The sequence below is a fragment of the Acinetobacter sp. ANC 5378 genome (assembly GCF_013004315.1).
Classification (GTDB): domain Bacteria; phylum Pseudomonadota; class Gammaproteobacteria; order Pseudomonadales; family Moraxellaceae; genus Acinetobacter.
The window spans coordinates 18,960-37,899 of sequence record NZ_JABERK010000002.1 but is presented as its reverse complement, the minus strand read 5'-3'; the positions used below and the strand labels follow the sequence as shown (position 1 = coordinate 37,899).

General features: G+C 40.9%; 15 protein-coding genes and 1 tRNA gene. 8 read left to right on the top strand and 8 right to left on the bottom strand.

Annotation, left to right across the window (positions count from 1 at the left end):
* Nucleotides 1–4: 4 nt before the first annotated feature.
* The 5 genes from HLH16_RS00200 to HLH16_RS00180 form a co-directional block, all read right to left on the bottom strand.
* Nucleotides 5–1,327: an ATP-binding protein gene (locus HLH16_RS00200; protein ID WP_171527769.1), complete on the bottom strand. Its 1,323-nt coding sequence runs from the start codon at nt 1,325–1,327 to the stop codon at nt 5–7.
* 12 nt (nt 1,328–1,339) lie between these two features.
* The gene (locus HLH16_RS00195) at nt 1,340–2,017 is read right to left on the bottom strand and encodes a response regulator transcription factor (protein WP_171527768.1); all 678 of its coding nucleotides are present in this window, start codon (nt 2,015–2,017) and stop codon (nt 1,340–1,342) included.
* A gap of 9 nt (nt 2,018–2,026) precedes the next feature.
* Entirely contained in the window at nt 2,027–3,694 is a 1,668-nt protein-coding gene (locus HLH16_RS00190; RefSeq protein ID WP_171527767.1) for a phosphoethanolamine transferase, read from the bottom strand.
* A 128-nt stretch (nt 3,695–3,822) separates the two neighbouring features.
* Nucleotides 3,823–4,971, bottom strand: a complete 1,149-nt coding sequence (locus tag HLH16_RS00185; protein WP_171527766.1) for a porin — start codon at nt 4,969–4,971, stop codon at nt 3,823–3,825.
* A 145-nt stretch (nt 4,972–5,116) separates the two neighbouring features.
* Nucleotides 5,117–6,361, bottom strand: coding sequence for an MFS transporter (locus HLH16_RS00180; RefSeq protein WP_171527765.1), 1,245 nt, complete (start codon nt 6,359–6,361; stop codon nt 5,117–5,119).
* Between the two features lie 145 nt (nt 6,362–6,506).
* Between HLH16_RS00180 and HLH16_RS00175 the strand changes: the two genes are divergently transcribed.
* The 5 genes from HLH16_RS00175 (at nt 6,507) to putP (ending at nt 11,233) form a co-directional block, all read left to right on the top strand.
* On the top strand, nt 6,507–7,133 hold the full coding sequence (locus tag HLH16_RS00175) for a 1-acyl-sn-glycerol-3-phosphate acyltransferase (protein ID WP_171527764.1): 627 nt from the start codon (nt 6,507–6,509) through the stop codon (nt 7,131–7,133).
* Nucleotides 7,134–7,196: 63 nt separating this feature from the next.
* A complete protein-coding gene (locus HLH16_RS00170; protein WP_171527763.1) occupies nt 7,197–8,114 on the top strand; it encodes a patatin-like phospholipase family protein in 918 nt (305 codons plus the stop codon).
* 98 nt (nt 8,115–8,212) lie between these two features.
* Nucleotides 8,213–8,686, top strand: coding sequence for an NfeD family protein (locus HLH16_RS00165; protein WP_131290826.1), 474 nt, complete (start codon nt 8,213–8,215; stop codon nt 8,684–8,686).
* A gap of 14 nt (nt 8,687–8,700) precedes the next feature.
* Nucleotides 8,701–9,555 (top strand): SPFH domain-containing protein, encoded by an 855-nt coding sequence (locus tag HLH16_RS00160; RefSeq protein ID WP_171527762.1) that lies wholly within the window; start codon nt 8,701–8,703, stop codon nt 9,553–9,555.
* 187 nt (nt 9,556–9,742) lie between these two features.
* Nucleotides 9,743–11,233 (top strand): sodium/proline symporter PutP, encoded by a 1,491-nt coding sequence (gene putP, locus HLH16_RS00155; protein WP_171527761.1) that lies wholly within the window; start codon nt 9,743–9,745, stop codon nt 11,231–11,233.
* An 84-nt stretch (nt 11,234–11,317) separates the two neighbouring features.
* On the opposite strand, the gene HLH16_RS00150 is transcribed toward putP, so the two are convergent.
* Together HLH16_RS00150 and prpF are read right to left on the bottom strand one after the other, a co-directional pair.
* Nucleotides 11,318–12,226 carry a polyprenyl synthetase family protein gene (locus HLH16_RS00150; protein WP_171527760.1) on the bottom strand — a complete coding sequence of 303 codons (909 nt, stop codon included), beginning with the start codon at nt 12,224–12,226 and terminating at the stop codon, nt 11,318–11,320.
* A gap of 144 nt (nt 12,227–12,370) precedes the next feature.
* The gene (gene prpF, locus HLH16_RS00145; RefSeq protein ID WP_171527759.1) at nt 12,371–13,561 is read right to left on the bottom strand and encodes a 2-methylaconitate cis-trans isomerase PrpF; all 1,191 of its coding nucleotides are present in this window, start codon (nt 13,559–13,561) and stop codon (nt 12,371–12,373) included.
* A 317-nt stretch (nt 13,562–13,878) separates the two neighbouring features.
* Here prpF and HLH16_RS00140 point away from each other — a divergent pair, with 317 nt between their 5' ends.
* The 3 genes from HLH16_RS00140 (at nt 13,879) to HLH16_RS15900 (ending at nt 15,687) form a co-directional block, all read left to right on the top strand.
* Complete coding sequence (locus HLH16_RS00140; RefSeq protein ID WP_171527758.1) at nt 13,879–15,234, top strand: amino acid permease; 1,356 nt, start codon at nt 13,879–13,881, stop codon at nt 15,232–15,234.
* A gap of 91 nt (nt 15,235–15,325) precedes the next feature.
* Nucleotides 15,326–15,401 (top strand) — tRNA-Arg (locus HLH16_RS00135).
* A 199-nt stretch (nt 15,402–15,600) separates the two neighbouring features.
* A complete protein-coding gene (locus tag HLH16_RS15900) occupies nt 15,601–15,687 on the top strand; it encodes a hypothetical protein (protein WP_350643826.1) in 87 nt (28 codons plus the stop codon).
* Between the two features lie 2,041 nt (nt 15,688–17,728).
* Here the strand turns inward: HLH16_RS15900 and HLH16_RS00125 are convergent.
* On the bottom strand, nt 17,729–18,907 hold the full coding sequence (locus tag HLH16_RS00125; RefSeq protein WP_171527757.1) for an acetyl-CoA C-acetyltransferase: 1,179 nt from the start codon (nt 18,905–18,907) through the stop codon (nt 17,729–17,731).
* Nucleotides 18,908–18,940: the final 33 nt, after the last annotated feature.

The window sequence follows — 18,940 nt, the reverse complement described above, 5'->3', positions numbered from 1 at the left end:
ATTTTTAAATCTGCTTGACCAGTGGCAATTGGACATTCACCTGTAAACCTCCCAGACTTTCACTCCTTGAAAAAGAGATGCTGCCACCCAATCGTTCCGTGGCTTTATCGACAATAGAAAGTCCCAAACCGCTACCCATTTCTAAATGATGGTGAATACGATAAAAGCGCTTAAGAATCTGCTTATGCAACTCGGGGGCAATCCCCGGCCCACTATCTTCAACTTGAACCATGGCAAAACCATTTTGTTCAAATACAGACACATTAATCACGCCCTGATTCGGTGTGTATTTAATCGCGTTATCAATCAGATTAAAAATAATGGAATGCACCGCTGATTCTTGGCTATTCAGTAGTACATCTTCTTGTCTCTCCATACCCAAATCAATTTCTTTTTGCATGGCTAAATGGATCAACTGTTCAACGCAATTAACTGCCACCTGATTGAGTAAAAACTGCTGTTTGGTTTCCACATTCAAAATTGAAGCATCTTGTTTTGCCAGATTGAGTAACTGGCTGACCAGATGTTGAATCCGGATTAATCCCTTACTCAAATTCTGTAAATTGTGATCTTCTGGAAATTGTTTTAACAGAATTTGCATTTGTAAATTTAATGCAGTGATGGGCGTGCGTAATTCATGTGCAGCATCGGCAATAAATTGTCGCTGTTCCTGTTGCGAATGTGAAATACGCTCAAACAAATGATTCATTTCAGTAATGGTCGGAACAATTTCCACAGGATAATCACTGAGTTGTATTGCGCTTAATTCGTCTGAATCTCGTTGTGCCAATTCAGCTTTAAAATCATCGAGTGGCTGTAAACTTCGGCTAATAATCCAGCTTAAACCCCAAATCACAAAAGGCATAAACAGCAGGTAAGGAATAAACATACTTCCGGCAAGCTCTAATGCCAAACGCTGCCGGGTCGATTGCTGCTGGCTGACCTGAACCTGATAATGCTCTAAAGGTAAAACATAAGTATGCCAAATGTCCTGTGCGGTTTTATGGGTGTAAAATCCTGCTTTATGAACAGGATGGATCAACAAATCTAAATCATGCGTTTTATGATCTTGATTGGCATAAGCCCAGACATCAACAAATAAATCTTCTTCATGATAATGCTTGGATGGATCAAATTGGCTTTCAACCGGTTCAGGATCATGCGTAGCGACGCGTTCTGCCAAATTTTGCATCTGCGCATCTAAAACTTCATTAATTTCTTCCAGTGCAATCCGATAAGTAGAAAAAATCAGCAAGCAGCCCAAGGCAATACTAAAAACAGAAATATAAATGATCAGGCGTTTTTTTAATGAATACTGTGATTGCACCAGTTGCTGACCTTATAGTTGTCCGAGTCGATAGCCTAACCCGCGAATGGTGCGAATAAAATCTTTACCCAGTTTGGCACGTAAATGATGGACATAGACCTCAATGGTATTACTGCTCACTTCGCTATCCAGATCATACAATTTATCTTCTAAATTGGCTTTAGAAAAAATCTTGTTCGGATGACTGACTAAAGGAATCAAAATCGCCCATTCACGATTAGAAATATCGATATATTGTCCCTTAAACTTGGCAATATGCTGCTCCACATCCAGAACCAAATCACCATAACGAAGGATTTCTGGACTGTCTTGAAGTGCTGATTCTGCACCGCTACGGCGTAACAAAGCATGAATGCGCGCCACCAATTCATCAAACTCATAGGGCTTAATCAAATAGTCATCGGCCCCATTATTCAAGCCTTCGACACGGTTTTGTAATTGATCACGTGCGGAAATAATCAGAACAGGTAAATTTGAACATTGCTGACGAATTTGTTTCAACACCTGCATACCATCCATCATCGGTAAACCAAGGTCGAGCAAGACAATATCAAATTTTTCTTGGGTCAGTTTTTTTAAACCATCAATCCCATTGTTGACCCACTCCACATCAAATTGCTGATATTTCAACAAAGTCATGCTTGATTCAGCAATCATAAAATCATCTTCAATCATTAATATTTTAGTCATGCTTTAAACTCACGCTTTCTTTTTTGATTCACACTGCTGCAACATATTTTTTTGTTCATCAATAACTTGGGTTTTAACATCTAGCAGACTTAGCAGACTTGGGAACAAGTTATCTTGGCTTAATTCTTTGCTTTTTTGCTTGGTTAAGCAAGTGATTTGTGCAGAATTGTGTTGAGCCCATTCCGGTGAAAACCACATCAACATTGGAATATGGGTTTGTTGGCTTGGCGCGATCGCATACGGTGAACCATGTAAATATAAACCATGTTCCCCTGTCGATTCACCATGATCGGATAAATACCAGAATCCGGTTTGATAGCTGGTATTGCCTTTTAATACCTGAATCAGCGAGCTTAAAACATGGTCGGTATACACAATCGAATTATCATAACTGTTCAATAATTCTGTGCTGCTACAGCCTTGAATCGCATTGCTATCACAGCTAGGTTTAAACGGCTGGAATGCAGTAGTTGCACGCTGATAATAAGCCGGTCCATGACTGCCCATTTGATGTAAGACAATTAAACGCGGGGTTTTATCAGTTTCAGGAATAGCCGCAAGATAGGTTTTTAAACTATCCACCAAAATTTCATCGTAACAATCACCGTCTTTCGCACACCATTTATCTTTTAACTGTTGTGGAATTTGATACTGTTCCACTCGATTACAGGTACCTTTACAGCCTGAATTATTATCTATCCACGTCACTTTATAGCCCGCTCGCTGTGCAATATCGAGCATTCCCTCACGGTGACTGGCAAGCTGTTCGTCATAATCTGAACGTGGCATCCCAGAGAACATACACGGTACTGAAACCGCTGTTGCCGTACCACATGAACTCACCTGATTAAAATTAATAATATCCAGTTTAGAGAGTTCAGGGTTGGTATTTTTGGCATAACCATTTAAAGAAAAACTTTCTGCACGTGCAGTTTCACCCACCACCAAGACCATCAATTTTGGTTTATTCTGCTTAGCCGCGGGCTGAAGCAAATGGGCATCTTCACCATAAGTAACTAAAGGCAAATTCTGCGCAGGTTTAGATTTATGATAATAAGAGAGTGTCGATGCGATGGTATTTTGTGGAGAAATCATGCCTTTTAAATAACGATGTTCACGAAAGATCGCGGCATAATCCACATAAAAGAGAAATAACAACCCCCCCACCAATAACAATGAAATGCTGCTATTAATGAATTTTTTAGTGACTTTCGATAAGAAAAATTCAGGCTTGATCCGAACCAAAGCAACCAAAATGAGCGGGCAAATCACAAAGGCCAATGTCCATAAAACAAAGCGTAAAGACAATAAGCCCCGGACTTCACGCGTATCAGTTTGCATCATATTCTGAACTTGTTCAGGTGAAATCACTACACCCAGACTATTCACAAAATATGCAGTAAAACCGCCAATGAAAATTAATACATAGGCAAAGATTTTTGCATTCCATTTCCATTGAATCAGTTGAAAAATGAAGTTATAAGCTGCAACAATCACCAATACAGTAGCGATTAAAAACAAGTAGGCTTTAGGACCTTGATACGGGGTCAAGCTTTGTATTTTTTGAAAAAAAGCAAAGTTCAGAACCACCCCTAACCAAATCGCCAGCAATAAATTAAACTGGCTTAATGAAATCGGCTTTATCTTATTGCGTATTAGACTGATTATATTTGACATGATTACTGACTAATCTTTTTACTGATATCTTAATCTAAAATACAAAACTTAAAACTCACTTAATAAAAGAAAATAATAAAAAAGGCGATGTAACCATCACCTTTTGATTAACTAAAAGTAACCATTGATTAGAACTTATATTCCAAACCTGTCCCTACAACGGGTTGTTTGGTTTCATTAGAACCTTGTTCAAGGGTCAAATAACCTGCATAACCATAAGCTTTCACTTGTTTGTTAAATGCATAGTCTGCACCAACAAAAATTTGCTTCGCTTCTAAATCTGCTGTTGCATTTTTAAAACTGGTTGTATTTTGGCTATATTGTGCTTTTACAGTCCAGGCTTTCGCAGTAGGAAGATTATATTCAGCACCCAATAACCAGCCTTGAGCATCATCAATATTTCTAATTGCTGCTAGCCAGTTTGCCTGAGCCACTAAATCAGTAGGAGAAATATCAGCATTTTTCGTTTCTTCTACTTCAGATGTTTGATACAAAGCTTTAAGCGCTAAACCACCATCAAGGTTCACACGACCAATTGCACGAATGGTATTTGCAGCGGCAAGTAAACTACCACCTGCAACTTCTGGTGCAGGAGCATTAACAAAGCCACGACCTAAGAAGTTGCTTGTAATCGCTTTGTCATACGCAATACCTGCTACAACCACTGGGCTGTCATAAACAACAGATGCAGACCATGCATCACCTAAGCCACGACCTGCAGTCTTAGATGAGCCATTGCCTTTCGCAATACCTGAATCTTCACCAGAAGCTAATAAAGCGTTCACTTTAATTGTACCTGTAGGCAAGGCAATTGCTGGAGATTCATAAATGACTGCATTAGAAATACGATTTTCACCGGTCATAATGCCAGTAACATCGGCTTTATTGGCTACGTAGTTGTTAAAGGTATCCACTGAGCTTGAAAGTTGTTTCAATGGAGTGTCATGTGCACCCACTTTTAAAGTACCGAGCTGGGCATCTTTTAAACCCACAAAACGGTTACGTACACCTAAGTCGGTAGAGTCGCCATCTGCGCTAATGCTCCATTCAATCGCATACACGGCGCTTAAGCGATCAGTCAGCTTCTCATCACCTTTTAAACCAATGAATGAGCTGTTTGAACTTACTTCAACGACATCTTTATCAGAAAAACCTGATCTATTATCTTCAGGTAAATAATCGATAGAAGCATCAATTTCCCCATAGAAGGTTGGTGCTGCAAATGTAGAGCCTGCAAGTAGAGTTAAAGCAATTGCTGCTGCAATTTTGGTTTTCATTTTTAAATACTCCTAAGTTATTTTGTAACAGATGTTACTGTTTAGAAATATTTAAAAAAATGATTTAGATTTTATTAAGTTATCTTTTTTATTCCTTAGATTTTAAATAGATATTTAATTGAATTAAAAAGCTTTTATTGCATTATTACTGGTTGGTTTTCCATCTCAAAATAGGCAATAAACAGACCACGGCAACCAAGGTGATGAAGGCTAAATAATCGGCATAACCTAAAAGATCACCTAATATTCCACTTAGGCTATATAGTCCACCACTGACCGTTGCCATCAGCGCCACCTGAAAAGTAAAATCTGTCCCTGCCAAATGTTTGCGACTGTATTGCATCACCAAAGTTAGCATCACCACCAATAACATGGCTGAAATCATGTCTTCAGCAGCATTAATCACATAAATCACCCAAGCTTCAATTTTTCGGTGTGACTCATATTGAAAAGCCAGCCATGTGTATGCACCTAAGCTGAAAATTTTCAATACAGAAAAACTCAATAGCGCATTCGCACGAGAAATATACTTCAGACTCAGTCCCGCGAATCCTGCCCCAATTAATGCGGCCAACGCCCCAAGCATGGTCACATAAATGCCAATTTGGGAAAATGTCAGTCCCATATCCACCATTAACGGTTTCAGTAAAGGACCTGCTAAACCATCGGCAATTTTAAAAGTGATCAGCACGCCTAACCATAAAGCCAAACTACGGCTTTGATAAAAATACGACAGATAACTTTTTACTTTGCTCCAGCTAAATGATTCTTTGTCAGTCGCTTGCTGAATATGCTGGAATCGCGCAGGTTCTTTAAAAAACAGAATTGGTAATGTATTTAGAAGAACCAGCCCTGCCAAAACCAAAAAAGTGACTTGCCAATCTAGCCAGTCCAGTGCCCATAAAATCGCGCCACCACCGACAATAAACCCCAAGCGTGAACCAATCACCTGAAAAGTATTGCCCCAATGCTGCTGTTCATTTTTCAGAATATTGACGGCTAAGCCATCGGTTGCAATATCTTGGGTCGCACCGACCAGATTCATGCTCAGTAAAGCCACAAAAAAAACCAGTAAATATTCGGGCTGATTTAAGGCTTGGATCGGCAGGAATGATAAACCAATGAGTACGACCACACTGAGTAACTGAGTCGGAACAATCCAGCTCCGGTAATGTCCAAACGCCGAATAACCAAAACGATCCACCCACGGCGCCCAAAAAATCTTAATCGACCATGGCAACATCAATAATCCAAAGCCGCCAATCTGTGCCAGTGACACCCCTTGGGCACGTAAAATCACCGGTAAGGCATGGGTCATAAAACCAACAGGTAAACCTTGCGCCCAATATAAAGAGAACAACAAGATATAGATGTTACGTGTAATCGGCATAGTGTGCCCTTATGATCAAAACCGGATTGATTATTTCTATCAAGCCCACTGAATTATGCTTTACATTTTGCCAATGAATCTTATTTAACAAAAGCTTAACATTATTAAAATGCAATAAACTTTTGTCAGGGAGGCCGATAAAACCATGTCAGCACATTTCCCAACATTGCCCGATCAAGTGCCTGCTCGCGGTAGCAACTTGAGCCGAACTATTTTCAAAAAATTATTTCTTGCTCAAGGCTGGAGTTTTGAAGGTGAATTTCCCAACCTGCCTAAAGCCGTCGCTATTATTTCCCCCCATACATCCAATATAGATGCCTGGCATGGTTTTACAGCCCTGCTCGGACTGGGCATTAAAATTACCATTTTTGGCAAACATACGTTATTTAACACCCCGCTGAAACCCTTACTGGAATGGATTGGCGTGATTCCGGTCAATCGCAGTATTCAACAAGGTACCACTCAGCAAATTATCGACTTCATCAATACTCAAGAGCAGATCTGGGTTGGTATGGCGCCTGAAGGAACGCGTAAACAGGCAGAATCGTTTAGAAGTGGTTTTTACCGTATTGCCGTAGGTGCCAAGCTCCCGATTGTGATGTTTTCCTTTGATTACGACCATAAAACCATTTATTGCCTAGGCGTGTTTCAACCGACTGGAAATTATCAACAGGATCTAGAACAGATCTTGAACCGGTACGTGGGAAAATTTTCTCCAAAAAATCCGCAGTGGTTGGCCAAACCGTTACAAAATCGTATAAAAAATAGCTAGCCAAATTAAGCATTATCTGCTGTCATGTGTGCAATTTTGTCTATTTAATATCCAATTTCAACTATGAATCTTGTGCAATACTCTTTCATTGGTCTGCTTGCGTTTAGTCTGGTTGGCTGTGATAAAGCCACTAAAACCTCCCCACAAACCACGACCATAAAAGCACGTGAACCAGTAGTTGCCATTGCTCTAGGGGGTGGTGGAGCCAAAGGTTTTGCCCATATTGGGGTATTGAAAGTTTTAGAATCACATGGTATTAAACCGAAAATTGTCACCGGTACCAGTGCCGGGAGCTTTGTTGGCAGTATTTATGCCAGTGGTAAAACCCCTTACCAATTACAGCAAATTGCCCTAACGTTAAAAGAATCTGACATTCGTGATTTAACATTAAACAGTCAAGGCGTGGTGCAAGGTCAAAAATTGCAGAACTATGTCAACAAACACATTGCCAACAAACCGATTGAACAGTTTCCGATTCGTTTCGCGGCTGTTGCAACGCGCCTCGACACAGGTCGTAAAGCCGAGTTTATTAAAGGCAATGCAGGTCAGGCCGTTCGAGCCTCATGCAGTATTCCCAATGTATTCGTGCCTGCAACGATTGGTGGAAAACAATATGTCGATGGTGGTTTAGTCAGTCCGATTCCAGTGAAAACGGCGAAAGATATGGGTGCAGATATTGTCATTGCGGTGGATATTTCTGCACGCCCAGTCGGTGGTAAACCCCTGAACATGTGGGGCTTGCTGGACCAGACCATTAATATTATGGGACAGCAAAGTATTAATGAAGAACTCAGTCAAGCCACTGTAGTGATTCAACCTAAAGTGGGACATTTAGGCACGCTGGATTTAAAAGCCAGCAATCAATCGATTTTAGAAGGTGAAAAAGCCACCCAACTGAAAATCATCGCGATTGACAAAGCCATTACCGATTTTAAAAAGTCTCCTGCCGCGTTTAAAGCTGCACCAAAAGCCAAAATTTAAAAAAGATGCTTTTTTAATATTCAAAGACTTACTCATCTGCTAAATTGATATAGACACTTGGTTATCTATATCAATTTTAACAATACACGAGTAGATGTATGGAATTTGCTTTCGAACCTTGGCATTGGTTTGTATTGGGTATTTTGCTCATTCTTTCTGAATTGGTAATCCCCGCTTTTGCTGCACTATGGTTTGGTCTCGCAGCCATCATGGTGGGGGTTTTACTGTGGATGTTCCCGATGATGGGCTTCACCACTCAAATCGTCACCTGGATTATTTTATCCATACTGTGCACATTACTTTGGTTTAAATTTATTAAACCGCTTTCAATCGATAAAACTAAAGCCGGTTTATCTCGTGAGGCGACTATTGGGCAGGTCGGTATGGTCATTCAAACCCATATGCAACATGATCTGATTACAGTCCGTTTCCCCATGCCGGTTTTGGGCTCTGATGAATGGAACTGCCGTACCTTAGCACCAGTTCAGGTGGGCGATCGGGTTCGCGTGGTCGATATTCTCGGCAATGATCTCGTGGTCAAGCCACACCATTCACATCATGAAAATATATAAAGCGAGGAAATAACATGTCTGGTGGATCTATTATTGTTTTAGCCTTCCTGGTTTTTGCAGGTGTTACCATTTTTAAAGGGGTGCGCATTGTTCCCCAAGGCTATAAATGGATTGTACAACGTCTGGGTAAATACCATACCACGCTAACACCGGGTCTGAATTTTGTGATTCCTTATGTCGATGAAGTTGCGTATAAAGTCACCACCAAAGACATCGTGATGGATATTCCTTCTCAGGAAGTGATTACCCGTGATAATGCGGTTTTACTGATGAATGCCATGGCCTATATCAATATCACAACCCCGGAAAAAGCGGTCTACGGTATTGAAAACTATACCTGGGCGATTCAAAACCTGGTACAGACTTCACTACGTTCAATTGTCGGCGAAATGGATCTGGATGATGCCTTGTCTTCACGTGATCACATTAAGGCCAAACTGAAAGCGGCCATTTCTGATGATATTTCTGACTGGGGTATTACGCTAAAGACTGTTGAAATTCAGGATATTCAACCTTCAGCCACCATGCAATCGGCAATGGAAGCGCAAGCTGCAGCGGAACGTCAGCGCCGTGCGACCGTAACCAAGGCCGATGGTGAAAAACAGGCCGCTATTTTAGAAGCAGACGGTCGCCTGGAAGCTTCACGTCGTGATGCTGAAGCGCAAGTGGTCTTGGCTGAATCATCACAACGTGCCATTGAGATGATTACTTCTGCGGTCGGTGACAAAGAAATCCCGGTGGCCTACTTGCTCGGTGAACAGTATGTTAAAGCCATGCAAGACATGGCGAAATCTAATAATGCCAAAACAGTTGTGTTACCTGCAGATATCATGAATACCATTCGTGGCGTGATGGGTCGTAAACCATAAACGACTGCATTTTTTCTATAAAATAGACAGCATTCGCTGTCTATTTTTATTTCAGTTGCGAAAAACTCTGCAATCATTGTGAAATTATGATTAAATTTCGCGTTATTTTTTGAAATTATTTGTGCTTCTTTTTATAAGCCTTTGTTTCGATCTACTGTCTACTGTCCACCTTGTAAATGGATACCGTATGAGCTCCCTGAATCCGACCTTAATTACCTTTCTTTTTTATATTGTCGCCATGATCGTGATTGGCCTCATGGCTTATCGCGCGACAGCCAACTTCTCTGATTACATTTTGGGGGGTCGTCGTTTAGGTAGTTTCGTAACGGCGCTCTCTGCTGGTGCTTCAGATATGAGTGGCTGGTTGCTGATGGGACTGCCTGGTGCAATTTATCTTTCAGGTTTGTCTGAAATGTGGATTGCCATTGGCCTGATTATTGGCGCATGGCTGAACTGGCGACTGGTTGCCGGACGTCTTCGTGTCCATACCGAAGTGCAACACAATGCCCTCACCTTGCCAGACTATTTCTCCAACCGTTTTAACGATCAAAAGAAAATTCTGCGTATTGCTTCTGCTTTCATCATTTTGATTTTCTTTGCAATTTACTGTGCTTCAGGCATGGTTGCAGGCGCACGTCTGTTTGAAAGCATGTTTGACATGTCCTATAGCACGGCGCTTTGGGTCAGTGCGATTGCCACCATCAGTTATGTGTTTATTGGTGGCTTCTTGGCAGTTAGCTGGACCGATACCATTCAAGCCGGTCTGATGATTTTTGCCTTGTTGCTGACTCCTGTGGTTGCCGTATTAAGCTTTGCCGATATGGATCAAGTGACTTTGGCACTTGAAGCGGCTCGCCCACAAGCAACTGACGTAATTGGCAATTTAAGCTTTGTCGCCATTATTTCATTATTGGCTTGGGGTTTGGGTTACTTTGGTCAGCCGCACATTCTTGTGCGTTTTATGGCGGCAGATTCAGTCACCTCCATTCCCAATGCACGTCGTATTGGCATGACCTGGATGATTCTTTGCTTAGGTGGTGCAGTGGCTGCCGGTTTCTTTGGTATTGCCTACTTCCAGCAACACCCAGAACTTGCCAGTGCAGTGAACGCCAATCCAGAAACCGTGTTTATGGAACTGACCAAAATTCTGTTTAATCCATGGATTGCAGGGATTGTGTTGGCTGCCATTTTAGCCGCGGTGATGAGTACCTTAAGCTGCCAGTTACTGGTTTGCTCAAGTACCTTAACCGAAGACTTTTACAAATCATTCTTACGCAAAAATGCAACGCAAACAGAACTGGTGTGGATTGGCCGTTTAATGGTACTCCTGATTGCCCTGCTTGCCATCTGGATGGCTGGAAATCCTGAATCTAAAGTTCTTGGCTTAGTGGCATATGCTTGGGCGGGCTTTGGTGCTGCCTTCGGTCCACTGATCATTCTTTCATTGTTCTGGCGTCGTATGACACTCAATGGCGCACTTGCCGGCATGTTGATTGGTGCGGTTGTGGTGATTCTCTGGAAAAACATGTTCAGTGCCACTGGCCTTTATGAAATTATTCCAGGCTTTATTTGCTCGCTGATTGCCATTGTCGTGGTCAGCTTAATGGGTAAAGCACCAACGGAAGAAATCACCACACGTTTCGATGAAGGTGATCGTTTATATCAAGACTCTAAATAATCTTTAGCGCATAAAAAAGAGGACATCATGTCCTCTTTTTTAATTCATGTTTTCTAAATCACCCGCTTCTAAAGCTAAGTGTATTTAGCTTTTACGCGACAATAAAAATTGTGAAATCTGATTGAGTTCAGCTGCATTTTCACCAAACATTGTCAAAGCGCTAAACGCCTGATCATGCAATTCTTTGGCATAAGTTTGGGCTTTTTGCAGACCCATCAATGCCGGATAAGTCGATTTATCCACTTGCTGATCTTTACCGGCAGTTTTCCCCAATACTTCTGTGTCGGAAATAATATCCAGAATGTCGTCCTGCACTTGAAAAGCCAGTCCAATTGTTTGCGCATATTCGCGCAGCCTAGGAATGGCTTGATCAGTGCCTTCAAACACACATACCGCAGCCATCATCACCGCAGCAGAAATTAACGCTCCGGTTTTATTACGGTGAATATTTTCCAAAGCTTCCTGATCAACATGCTTACCTTCAGCTTGTAAATCCAGCACCTGACCACAGACCATTTTTGAACTGGCTGTCGCCAAAATCTGCATCTGTTTTAAAATAATCGATGGATCAACCGCAGGACCTTGATCAAACAGGCGACTGCCTAATATCTCAAAGGCCATCGACTGTAAAATATCACCGGCAAGTAATGCTGTATCTTCACCAAAAGCCACATGACAGGTCGGCTGACCGCGACGCAACAAATCATTATCCATACACGGCAAATCATCGTGTGCCAGTGAATAGCAATGGATCATTTCAATGGCTACTGCCGCACGGCGTACTGCGGCAAAATTTGCATGTGGCTTTATCGCCGCTGTTGCATAACAAAGTGCTGGACGTACACGTTTACCACCGAGCATCACCGCATGATGCACAGCGCCTTTCAGCGGTTCTGGAATGGAAAATGCGTCTAATGCCGTCAATAAATCTTGTTGAATACGTTGCTGTGCTTGGGTTAATACATTTGCATGTACGTCAGTTAAAGATGACACATTCGCCTCGAATATTTTGCTTTGGTTCGTCGATTTAACCATCAGAAATCAATGATTGATCTAATATACAACGCTCTTGTCGTCATCGACAGAGAACTTGCGACTCATGATACTGCTTTCTCGCAAGATTCTCTATCTGGTTTGTTATTTCAAGCTATCTTCAGGAATTCGAACCCAACCTTCCATCAGAACTCGTGCGCTACGGCTCATCACCGCCTTCTTCACCTGCCATTGTCCATTTTCCTGCACTGCTTGCGCACCGACACGTAAAGTCCCTGAAGGATGACCAAAACGTACTGCTTCACGTGCTCCCCCACCCGCAGCCAAATTCACTAGTGTTCCCGGAATCGCAGCTGCTGTACCAATCGCCACTGCAGCTGTTCCCATCATGGCATGATGCAGTTTACCCATAGACAAGGCACGAACCAGTAAATCGACATCACCTGTTTGAATGGCTTTACCACTGGATGATGTATAACTTTTCGGCTTGGAAACAAACGCAATTTTAGGGGTGTGTTGACGTTTTTCAGCTTCAGAAATGTCCTGGATCAAACCCATCTGTTTTGCCCCATAAGCACGGATGGTTTCAAAACGTGCCAGTGCCTGAGCATCGCCATTAATGGCTTCTTGTAATTCAGTCCCTGTATAGCCAATCTCTTCAGCATTTAAGAAGATGGTCGGAATACCGGCATTAATAAATGTCGCTTGGAAAGTGCCGATATTTGGAACGTCTAAAGTATCGACTACATTTCCGGTCGGGAACATGGCACCGCCATCTTCGCCATCATCAGCAGGGTCTAGAAATTCAATCTGAACTTCGGCTGCAGGAAAAGTCACACCATCCAGTTCAAAATCACCGGTTTCCTGCACTTGTCCATTGGTCATCGGTACATGGGCAATAATGGTTTTTTGAATATTCACTTGCCAGATGCGTACCGTACAGATGCCATTTTCAGGAATACGCTCTGCACTGACCAAGCCGTTGGAAATCGCAAATGAGCCCACTGCCGCTGTTAAGTTGCCACAGTTACCGCTCCAGTCGACAAAAGGCTGATCGATCGCCACCTGTCCAAATAAATAATCCACATCATGATCAGGCTGTGCACTTTTGGCCAAGATCACGGTTTTACTGGTACTTGAACTTGCTCCACCCATGCCATCAATTTGCTTGCCGTATGGATCTGGACTGCCAATCACACGCAATAACAATTGATCACGCACTTTTCCAGGCTGCTGTGCTGCTTCCGGTAAGTCATCCAATTTAAAGAAAACACCTTTACTGGTACCGCCACGCATATAGGTTGCTGGAATTTTGATTTGTGGAGCAAAACTCATTTTATTGATCCTTGATATTTATCATTGTTTTAAACAACATACGGGAAATGTTGATCACTTTTATCATAATGCTTTTTTCAGCAAAAACACTCACTACAGGACTTAAGTATAAAAAACGAACCCTAAACTTTTTCTTATAATTTACATCATTTTATTTTATGTAATTAAAAATAAAATTAATTCATTGATTCAAAATCGAAATATACAAAATATTTTTTTGTGATTATTTTTTAACAAGCTCCCTCCTAGCCCCGTACTAGGCTTATACAAATCAATCCATTACAATCACAATCTTATCCATTGTCGGGCTGAGTACTTTGAACAACGAGTCTTCTAAACTTCAGCGTGGCTTAAAGAACCGTCATATCCAACTCATCGCCATGGGCGGAGCAATTGGTACAGGCTTATTCTTAGGTTCCGCACAGGTGATTCAATCTGCAGGTCCTTCCATCATTTTGGGTTATGCCATTGGTGGTTTGATTGCATTTTTAATCATGCGTCAACTGGGTGAAATGATTGTACATGAGCCTGTAGCAGGATCATTCAGCCATTTTGCCTTTAAATATTGGGGGAAATTTCCCGGCTTTTTAGCAGGTTGGAATTACTGGATTTTATATATTTTGGTGGCCATGACAGAGCTTACTGCTGTCGCCAAATATATTAATTACTGGTGGCCTTTTATTCCTGCCTGGGCATCGGTACTGTTCTTTTTCGTTGTGATTACTTTAGTCAATCTCGGCAATGTGAAATTTTATGGTGAATCAGAATTCTGGCTTTCCATCATCAAGGTCACGGCGATTGTATCCATGATCGTGTTCGGTTTGTATTTATTACTCACCGCAGATGCTGGCTCAACCTCTTCATTTAGCAATCTTTGGACTCATGGTGGATTCTTCCCGAATGGATTTGAAGGCTTATTCTATATGCTTGCCTTCCTCATGTTCGCCTTCGGGGGGATTGAACTGATTGGTATGGCTGCAGCAGAAGCTAAAGATCCTGAAAAAACCATCCCTAAAGCCATTAATCAGGTGGTTTTCCGTATTTTGCTGTTCTATATCGGTTCACTGACGATTCTTTTATCATTGGTGCCATGGAATCAGCTTGATCTAGGCGGTCTGGATAAAAGTCCATTTGTGATGATTTTCAGTCAACTCGGAATCGGCTGGGCAGCGCATTTACTGAATTTCATTATTTTAACCGCTGCGCTGTCTGTTTATAACAGTGGCATGTATGCCAATAGCCGTATGCTTTTCGGTTTGGCACAGCAAGGAAATGCACCAAAGGTATTCCAAAAGGTGAATAAACAAGGTGTTCCGATTCCTGCTGTTTTATTTTCCGCACTGTTAATTTTTGGTTGCGTACTTTTAAACTACTTTGTTCCAGAAGATGCCTTAAGCCATTTGATGTATGTCGTGGTGGGTGCGTTGGTTTTAAACTGGGCGATGATTAGTTTGACTCACTTGAAATTTAAACAAGCGGTTAAACAAGCTTCCATTCAAACCAAATTCCCTGCACTTTGGTCTCCAATCAGTAATTATCTGGTTCTTATTTTCATTGCGACCGTCCTTTATATTATGTGGACGCAAGGTTTTAAAGAATCTGTACTGATGATTCCGATCTGGATTGTGATCATGTTTGGTCTATTTAAAGCACTCAAGATGAATAAATCTTAAGCAAAAACCTTAAAGATATGTCTTTTAAAAAGTTATTGTTTCGACAATAACTTTTTTTTTATCAGTATTTGCGCTAAATTAGCTGCGCATTGTGCCCTTAGCTTAACTGGATAGAGCAGTTGCCTCCTAAGTGACCGACGCGGGTTCGACTCCCGCAGGGCGCACCATGCTAAAAATCGTTATACCTCTTACAGATACAAAGATTAAAATAACTAAAACTAACCCAGAGAAAATACAAAAATTAGCTGATGGTAATAGTGTTTTTTCTAACCATTGCTAAAATAGGTGACAAAACCTAGAGATTTGATTACTCACGTCCCTATACCCAAAAAAGGAATTCATTAAGCTTTTGGTTCCTATCCGAATGTGACCTTAGCTCAAGCGCGAATCAAACGAGAAGAAGCTCGCACACTACTTGCTCAAAATATCGTTCCACTTCTAGAAAAGAATTAAGAATGATATCTCTAATTCAAAAATAATATTTTCAGTAAACTTACTAAGGAATAGATGAGTAAATAATAGTTTGCAGAATCTCCCCCCCTTAGAAATCAGCAAAGCTTGTTAGAAGTCATCAATCAACATATTGATCCAATTCCTGTTCATGAAATTAAACCAACTGATATCCTTAAAGTTTGTCAGATTTATGAAAAGAAGAAAAACTAGAAACAACCAAAAAAGTTAAATGTGGTCAGATATTACGTTATACAAGTGAACAAGTATGCGGTCACGGTTTCCGAGCATCTTTTAAAAATATTGATGATAACGATGCTGGTCGATACCGTTCTCAAAATGTACTCATTTATTCGTAGTGGTTTAAATTGAATGCCGCCACCAAATTTGTGTAACAACAAAAGCTCGGTCATTTGATCGGGCTTTTTATTTATTCTAAATTATTAATTTATCTTTTCTAAAAACATGATTTAATTAACATTATTTTAAATTTTGGTATATTGCGCCACTGAAAATTACTGGATTAGTGTACAAAATAGCGAACAGAAACTAGCTGTAGTTTCTGAAGGATCTCCCAAGGTCCTTAGTTTATAAGCCCACTTCGTTCTTTCCCTGAGTGGGCTTTTTTTTGTCGGGAGAAAAGAAATACTCCGATTTCTAATGTGTTTATTTGGTCTTCATAGTGCCATTCAAATCGATTACACGGTTGATGATGAAGTGATCAAAGTGTGCCGTGATTGCTTGAAAGAAGTTAAGTAACAATCAATCAAAAAGCATACGATTAATTAAATTATTAATCATACTTTTTTTGTTTTCACAATGTTGAAATAATTTAATTATATATTGAGTGAAAACAAAGAATAAGTGTAAAAATTCTAAAGTTTTAGCGCAAATTAGGCCTGTTTAATTTGGGAGAGTTAGACAGGTTTTTTATTGAAAGATATTTATATTTTCCTTTCTTGTCGAACGTATTACGACACATAAACCCCGTCATTAATTTGTCGGGGTTTTTTTTCTTCTTGGTGATGAAATGAAGGTTCAAAACTTTTATGAATGTTACAAACATAAGTGCCCAGGCTTTATAAATTCAGAACTTACCTACAATTATTTACATGCTCTGAGTCAGTCATAAACCGGCTGACTCGGACTAATAAAGTCAGCTTATTCTTTATAAGTCTGCGTACTGTATAGTTCAACGGGTAAGCGTTTCAGGACTTTTTCATTTTTTGCATAATCCAAGAAGGCTACAGCATAATCCAGTCATACTTCTACACGACGTTCACCAATGATATTTTTAAAACTGCTATAAAAATCTTGACCATCTGCAAGAAAATTAATGGTAATCACTTGATAGGTTTGATTTGGATTTAAAGATTCGTGTTGTCTTTACTATCATTAGTACACCCAGCTAAAAATATACTGGAAACTACTAAACAGTATGTAAGACTCAAATAGTGATTGATTTTATTTTTAAAGGTCACGATCTCCTCCCAATTTGATTATAATTTAACTACAAATAATGTAGGGCAGTTGTTTAAAACTCATTAAATTAGCTATTTTTTGCTCATTAATTTTTGAACAAAAAGTTGTAATTAGCTCATTAAGAAAAAATTCATGTATGTCTTAAAGCTAAATTAATCGTTTTGAGTCATCGAGTGTTTGATCTTATTTAGCTGATTTTTTAGAACAATGAGTGCAGCTACAATTCTATACACGCATACAATAAAATAAGGAGAAATATAAAATTCCTCCTTATACAGTAAATTTATCTGGTCAGTTTCGAGATTTTACATTTAATAGATTCATCTAAAAATTTACGTCTGCGTAGGGTAGGAACTAAAACCAGCCCCGTTAAGGTTAAAATTAACCATAACCCTATGCTGCCACCGCTTATTTTGCCGCTATCCAGATTATTCACTACATTTTCATTTAGATCCATATCGACAATCACTGCATCATGATCGGAAGAACGGAATGCATCATCGCTATAGAATGCTGTGATTTACTCATATGCAACAAAGCCTCTTGCAATCAGAAATCATGTTTAAGACCGCTCAACCGCTAATGCAACGCCCATTCCACCACCAATACATAAGGTCGCCAGTCCTTTTTTCTTTTCACTACGTTGCATTTCATGTAACAGCGTGACCAGAATTCGACAGCCTGAGGCTCCAATCGGATGGCCTAAGGCAATGGCTCCACCATTGACATTGACCTTGTCCATATTCAGGCCCAATTCTTTTGACACCCCTAAAGCTTGTGCAGCAAAGGCTTCATTGGCTTCAATCAGATCAACCTCTTGCAAAGACCAGCTTGCTTTTTCTAGCGTCTTTCTCACAGCATTTACTGGACCAAGTCCCATCACTTCCGGCTCAATACCAGACATGCTATACGCTTTAATTTTCGCTAGTGGCTGTAAACCAAGCTCTGCTGCTTTATCTGCACTCATCACCAATACTGCAGCTGCACCATCATTAATCCCCGAGGCATTACCTGCAGTCACCGTGCCATCCTTTTTAAAAGCTGGGCGCAGCTTGGCTAGACTCTGTTCATTCGTTTCGGCCTTGATATATTCATCACAGTCAAAAACTAACGGATCACCTTTACGTTGAGACACTTGAACCGGCACGATTTCTGCATCAAATTTCCCTTCCGCCTGTGCTTTGACTGCACGCTGCTGAGACGATAGTGCCAAAGCATCCTGATCTTCACGGCTAATTGACAGTTTTTCTACAATATTCTCAGCGGTCATTCCCATGTGATACTGGTTATACACATCGGTCAGACCATCATAGACCATGCTATCCACCAATTGCGCATTGCCCATCTTCTGCCCGTTACGCATCTGGATAATATGGGCACTTTGTGACATCGACTCCTGACCACCAGCCACGACAATATCGGCTTCACCAGTGGCAATGGCCTGTGCTGCCAAATGAACAGCGCGCAGTCCCGAACCACATACCACATTCAAGGTTGAAGTGGGTACTGAAACCGGAATACCCGCAGCAATTGCCGCTTGTCGTGCCGGATTCTGTCCCACACCCGCAGTCAACACATTCCCCATAATGACCTGATCTACCTGTTCTGGCTTCACTCCGGCAGCGTCTAATACCGCACCAATCACCACTTTACCTAACTGCGGTGCACTGATACTGGCCAGGCCACCCAAAAAACTTCCAATCGCAGTACGTTTTGCAGCAACAATCACAACTTCTTTCATTTTATTTCCTATTTTTTAACTCATATCTTGCTT

Coding starts and splice junctions, on each gene's coding strand:
- HLH16_RS00195 (WP_171527768.1), bottom strand. CDS start 2,017: ATGACTAAAATATTAATGATTGAAGATGATTTTATGATTGCTGAATCA.
- HLH16_RS00190 (WP_171527767.1), bottom strand. CDS start 3,694: ATGTCAAATATAATCAGTCTAATACGCAATAAGATAAAGCCGATTTCA.
- HLH16_RS00185 (WP_171527766.1), bottom strand. CDS start 4,971: ATGAAAACCAAAATTGCAGCAGCAATTGCTTTAACTCTACTTGCAGGC.
- HLH16_RS00180 (WP_171527765.1), bottom strand. CDS start 6,361: ATGCCGATTACACGTAACATCTATATCTTGTTGTTCTCTTTATATTGG.
- HLH16_RS00175 (WP_171527764.1), top strand. CDS start 6,507: ATGTCAGCACATTTCCCAACATTGCCCGATCAAGTGCCTGCTCGCGGT.
- HLH16_RS00170 (WP_171527763.1), top strand. CDS start 7,197: ATGAATCTTGTGCAATACTCTTTCATTGGTCTGCTTGCGTTTAGTCTG.
- HLH16_RS00165 (WP_131290826.1), top strand. CDS start 8,213: ATGGAATTTGCTTTCGAACCTTGGCATTGGTTTGTATTGGGTATTTTG.
- HLH16_RS00160 (WP_171527762.1), top strand. CDS start 8,701: ATGTCTGGTGGATCTATTATTGTTTTAGCCTTCCTGGTTTTTGCAGGT.
- putP (WP_171527761.1), top strand. CDS start 9,743: ATGAGCTCCCTGAATCCGACCTTAATTACCTTTCTTTTTTATATTGTC.
- prpF (WP_171527759.1), bottom strand. CDS start 13,561: ATGAGTTTTGCTCCACAAATCAAAATTCCAGCAACCTATATGCGTGGC.
- HLH16_RS00125 (WP_171527757.1), bottom strand. CDS start 18,907: ATGAAAGAAGTTGTGATTGTTGCTGCAAAACGTACTGCGATTGGAAGT.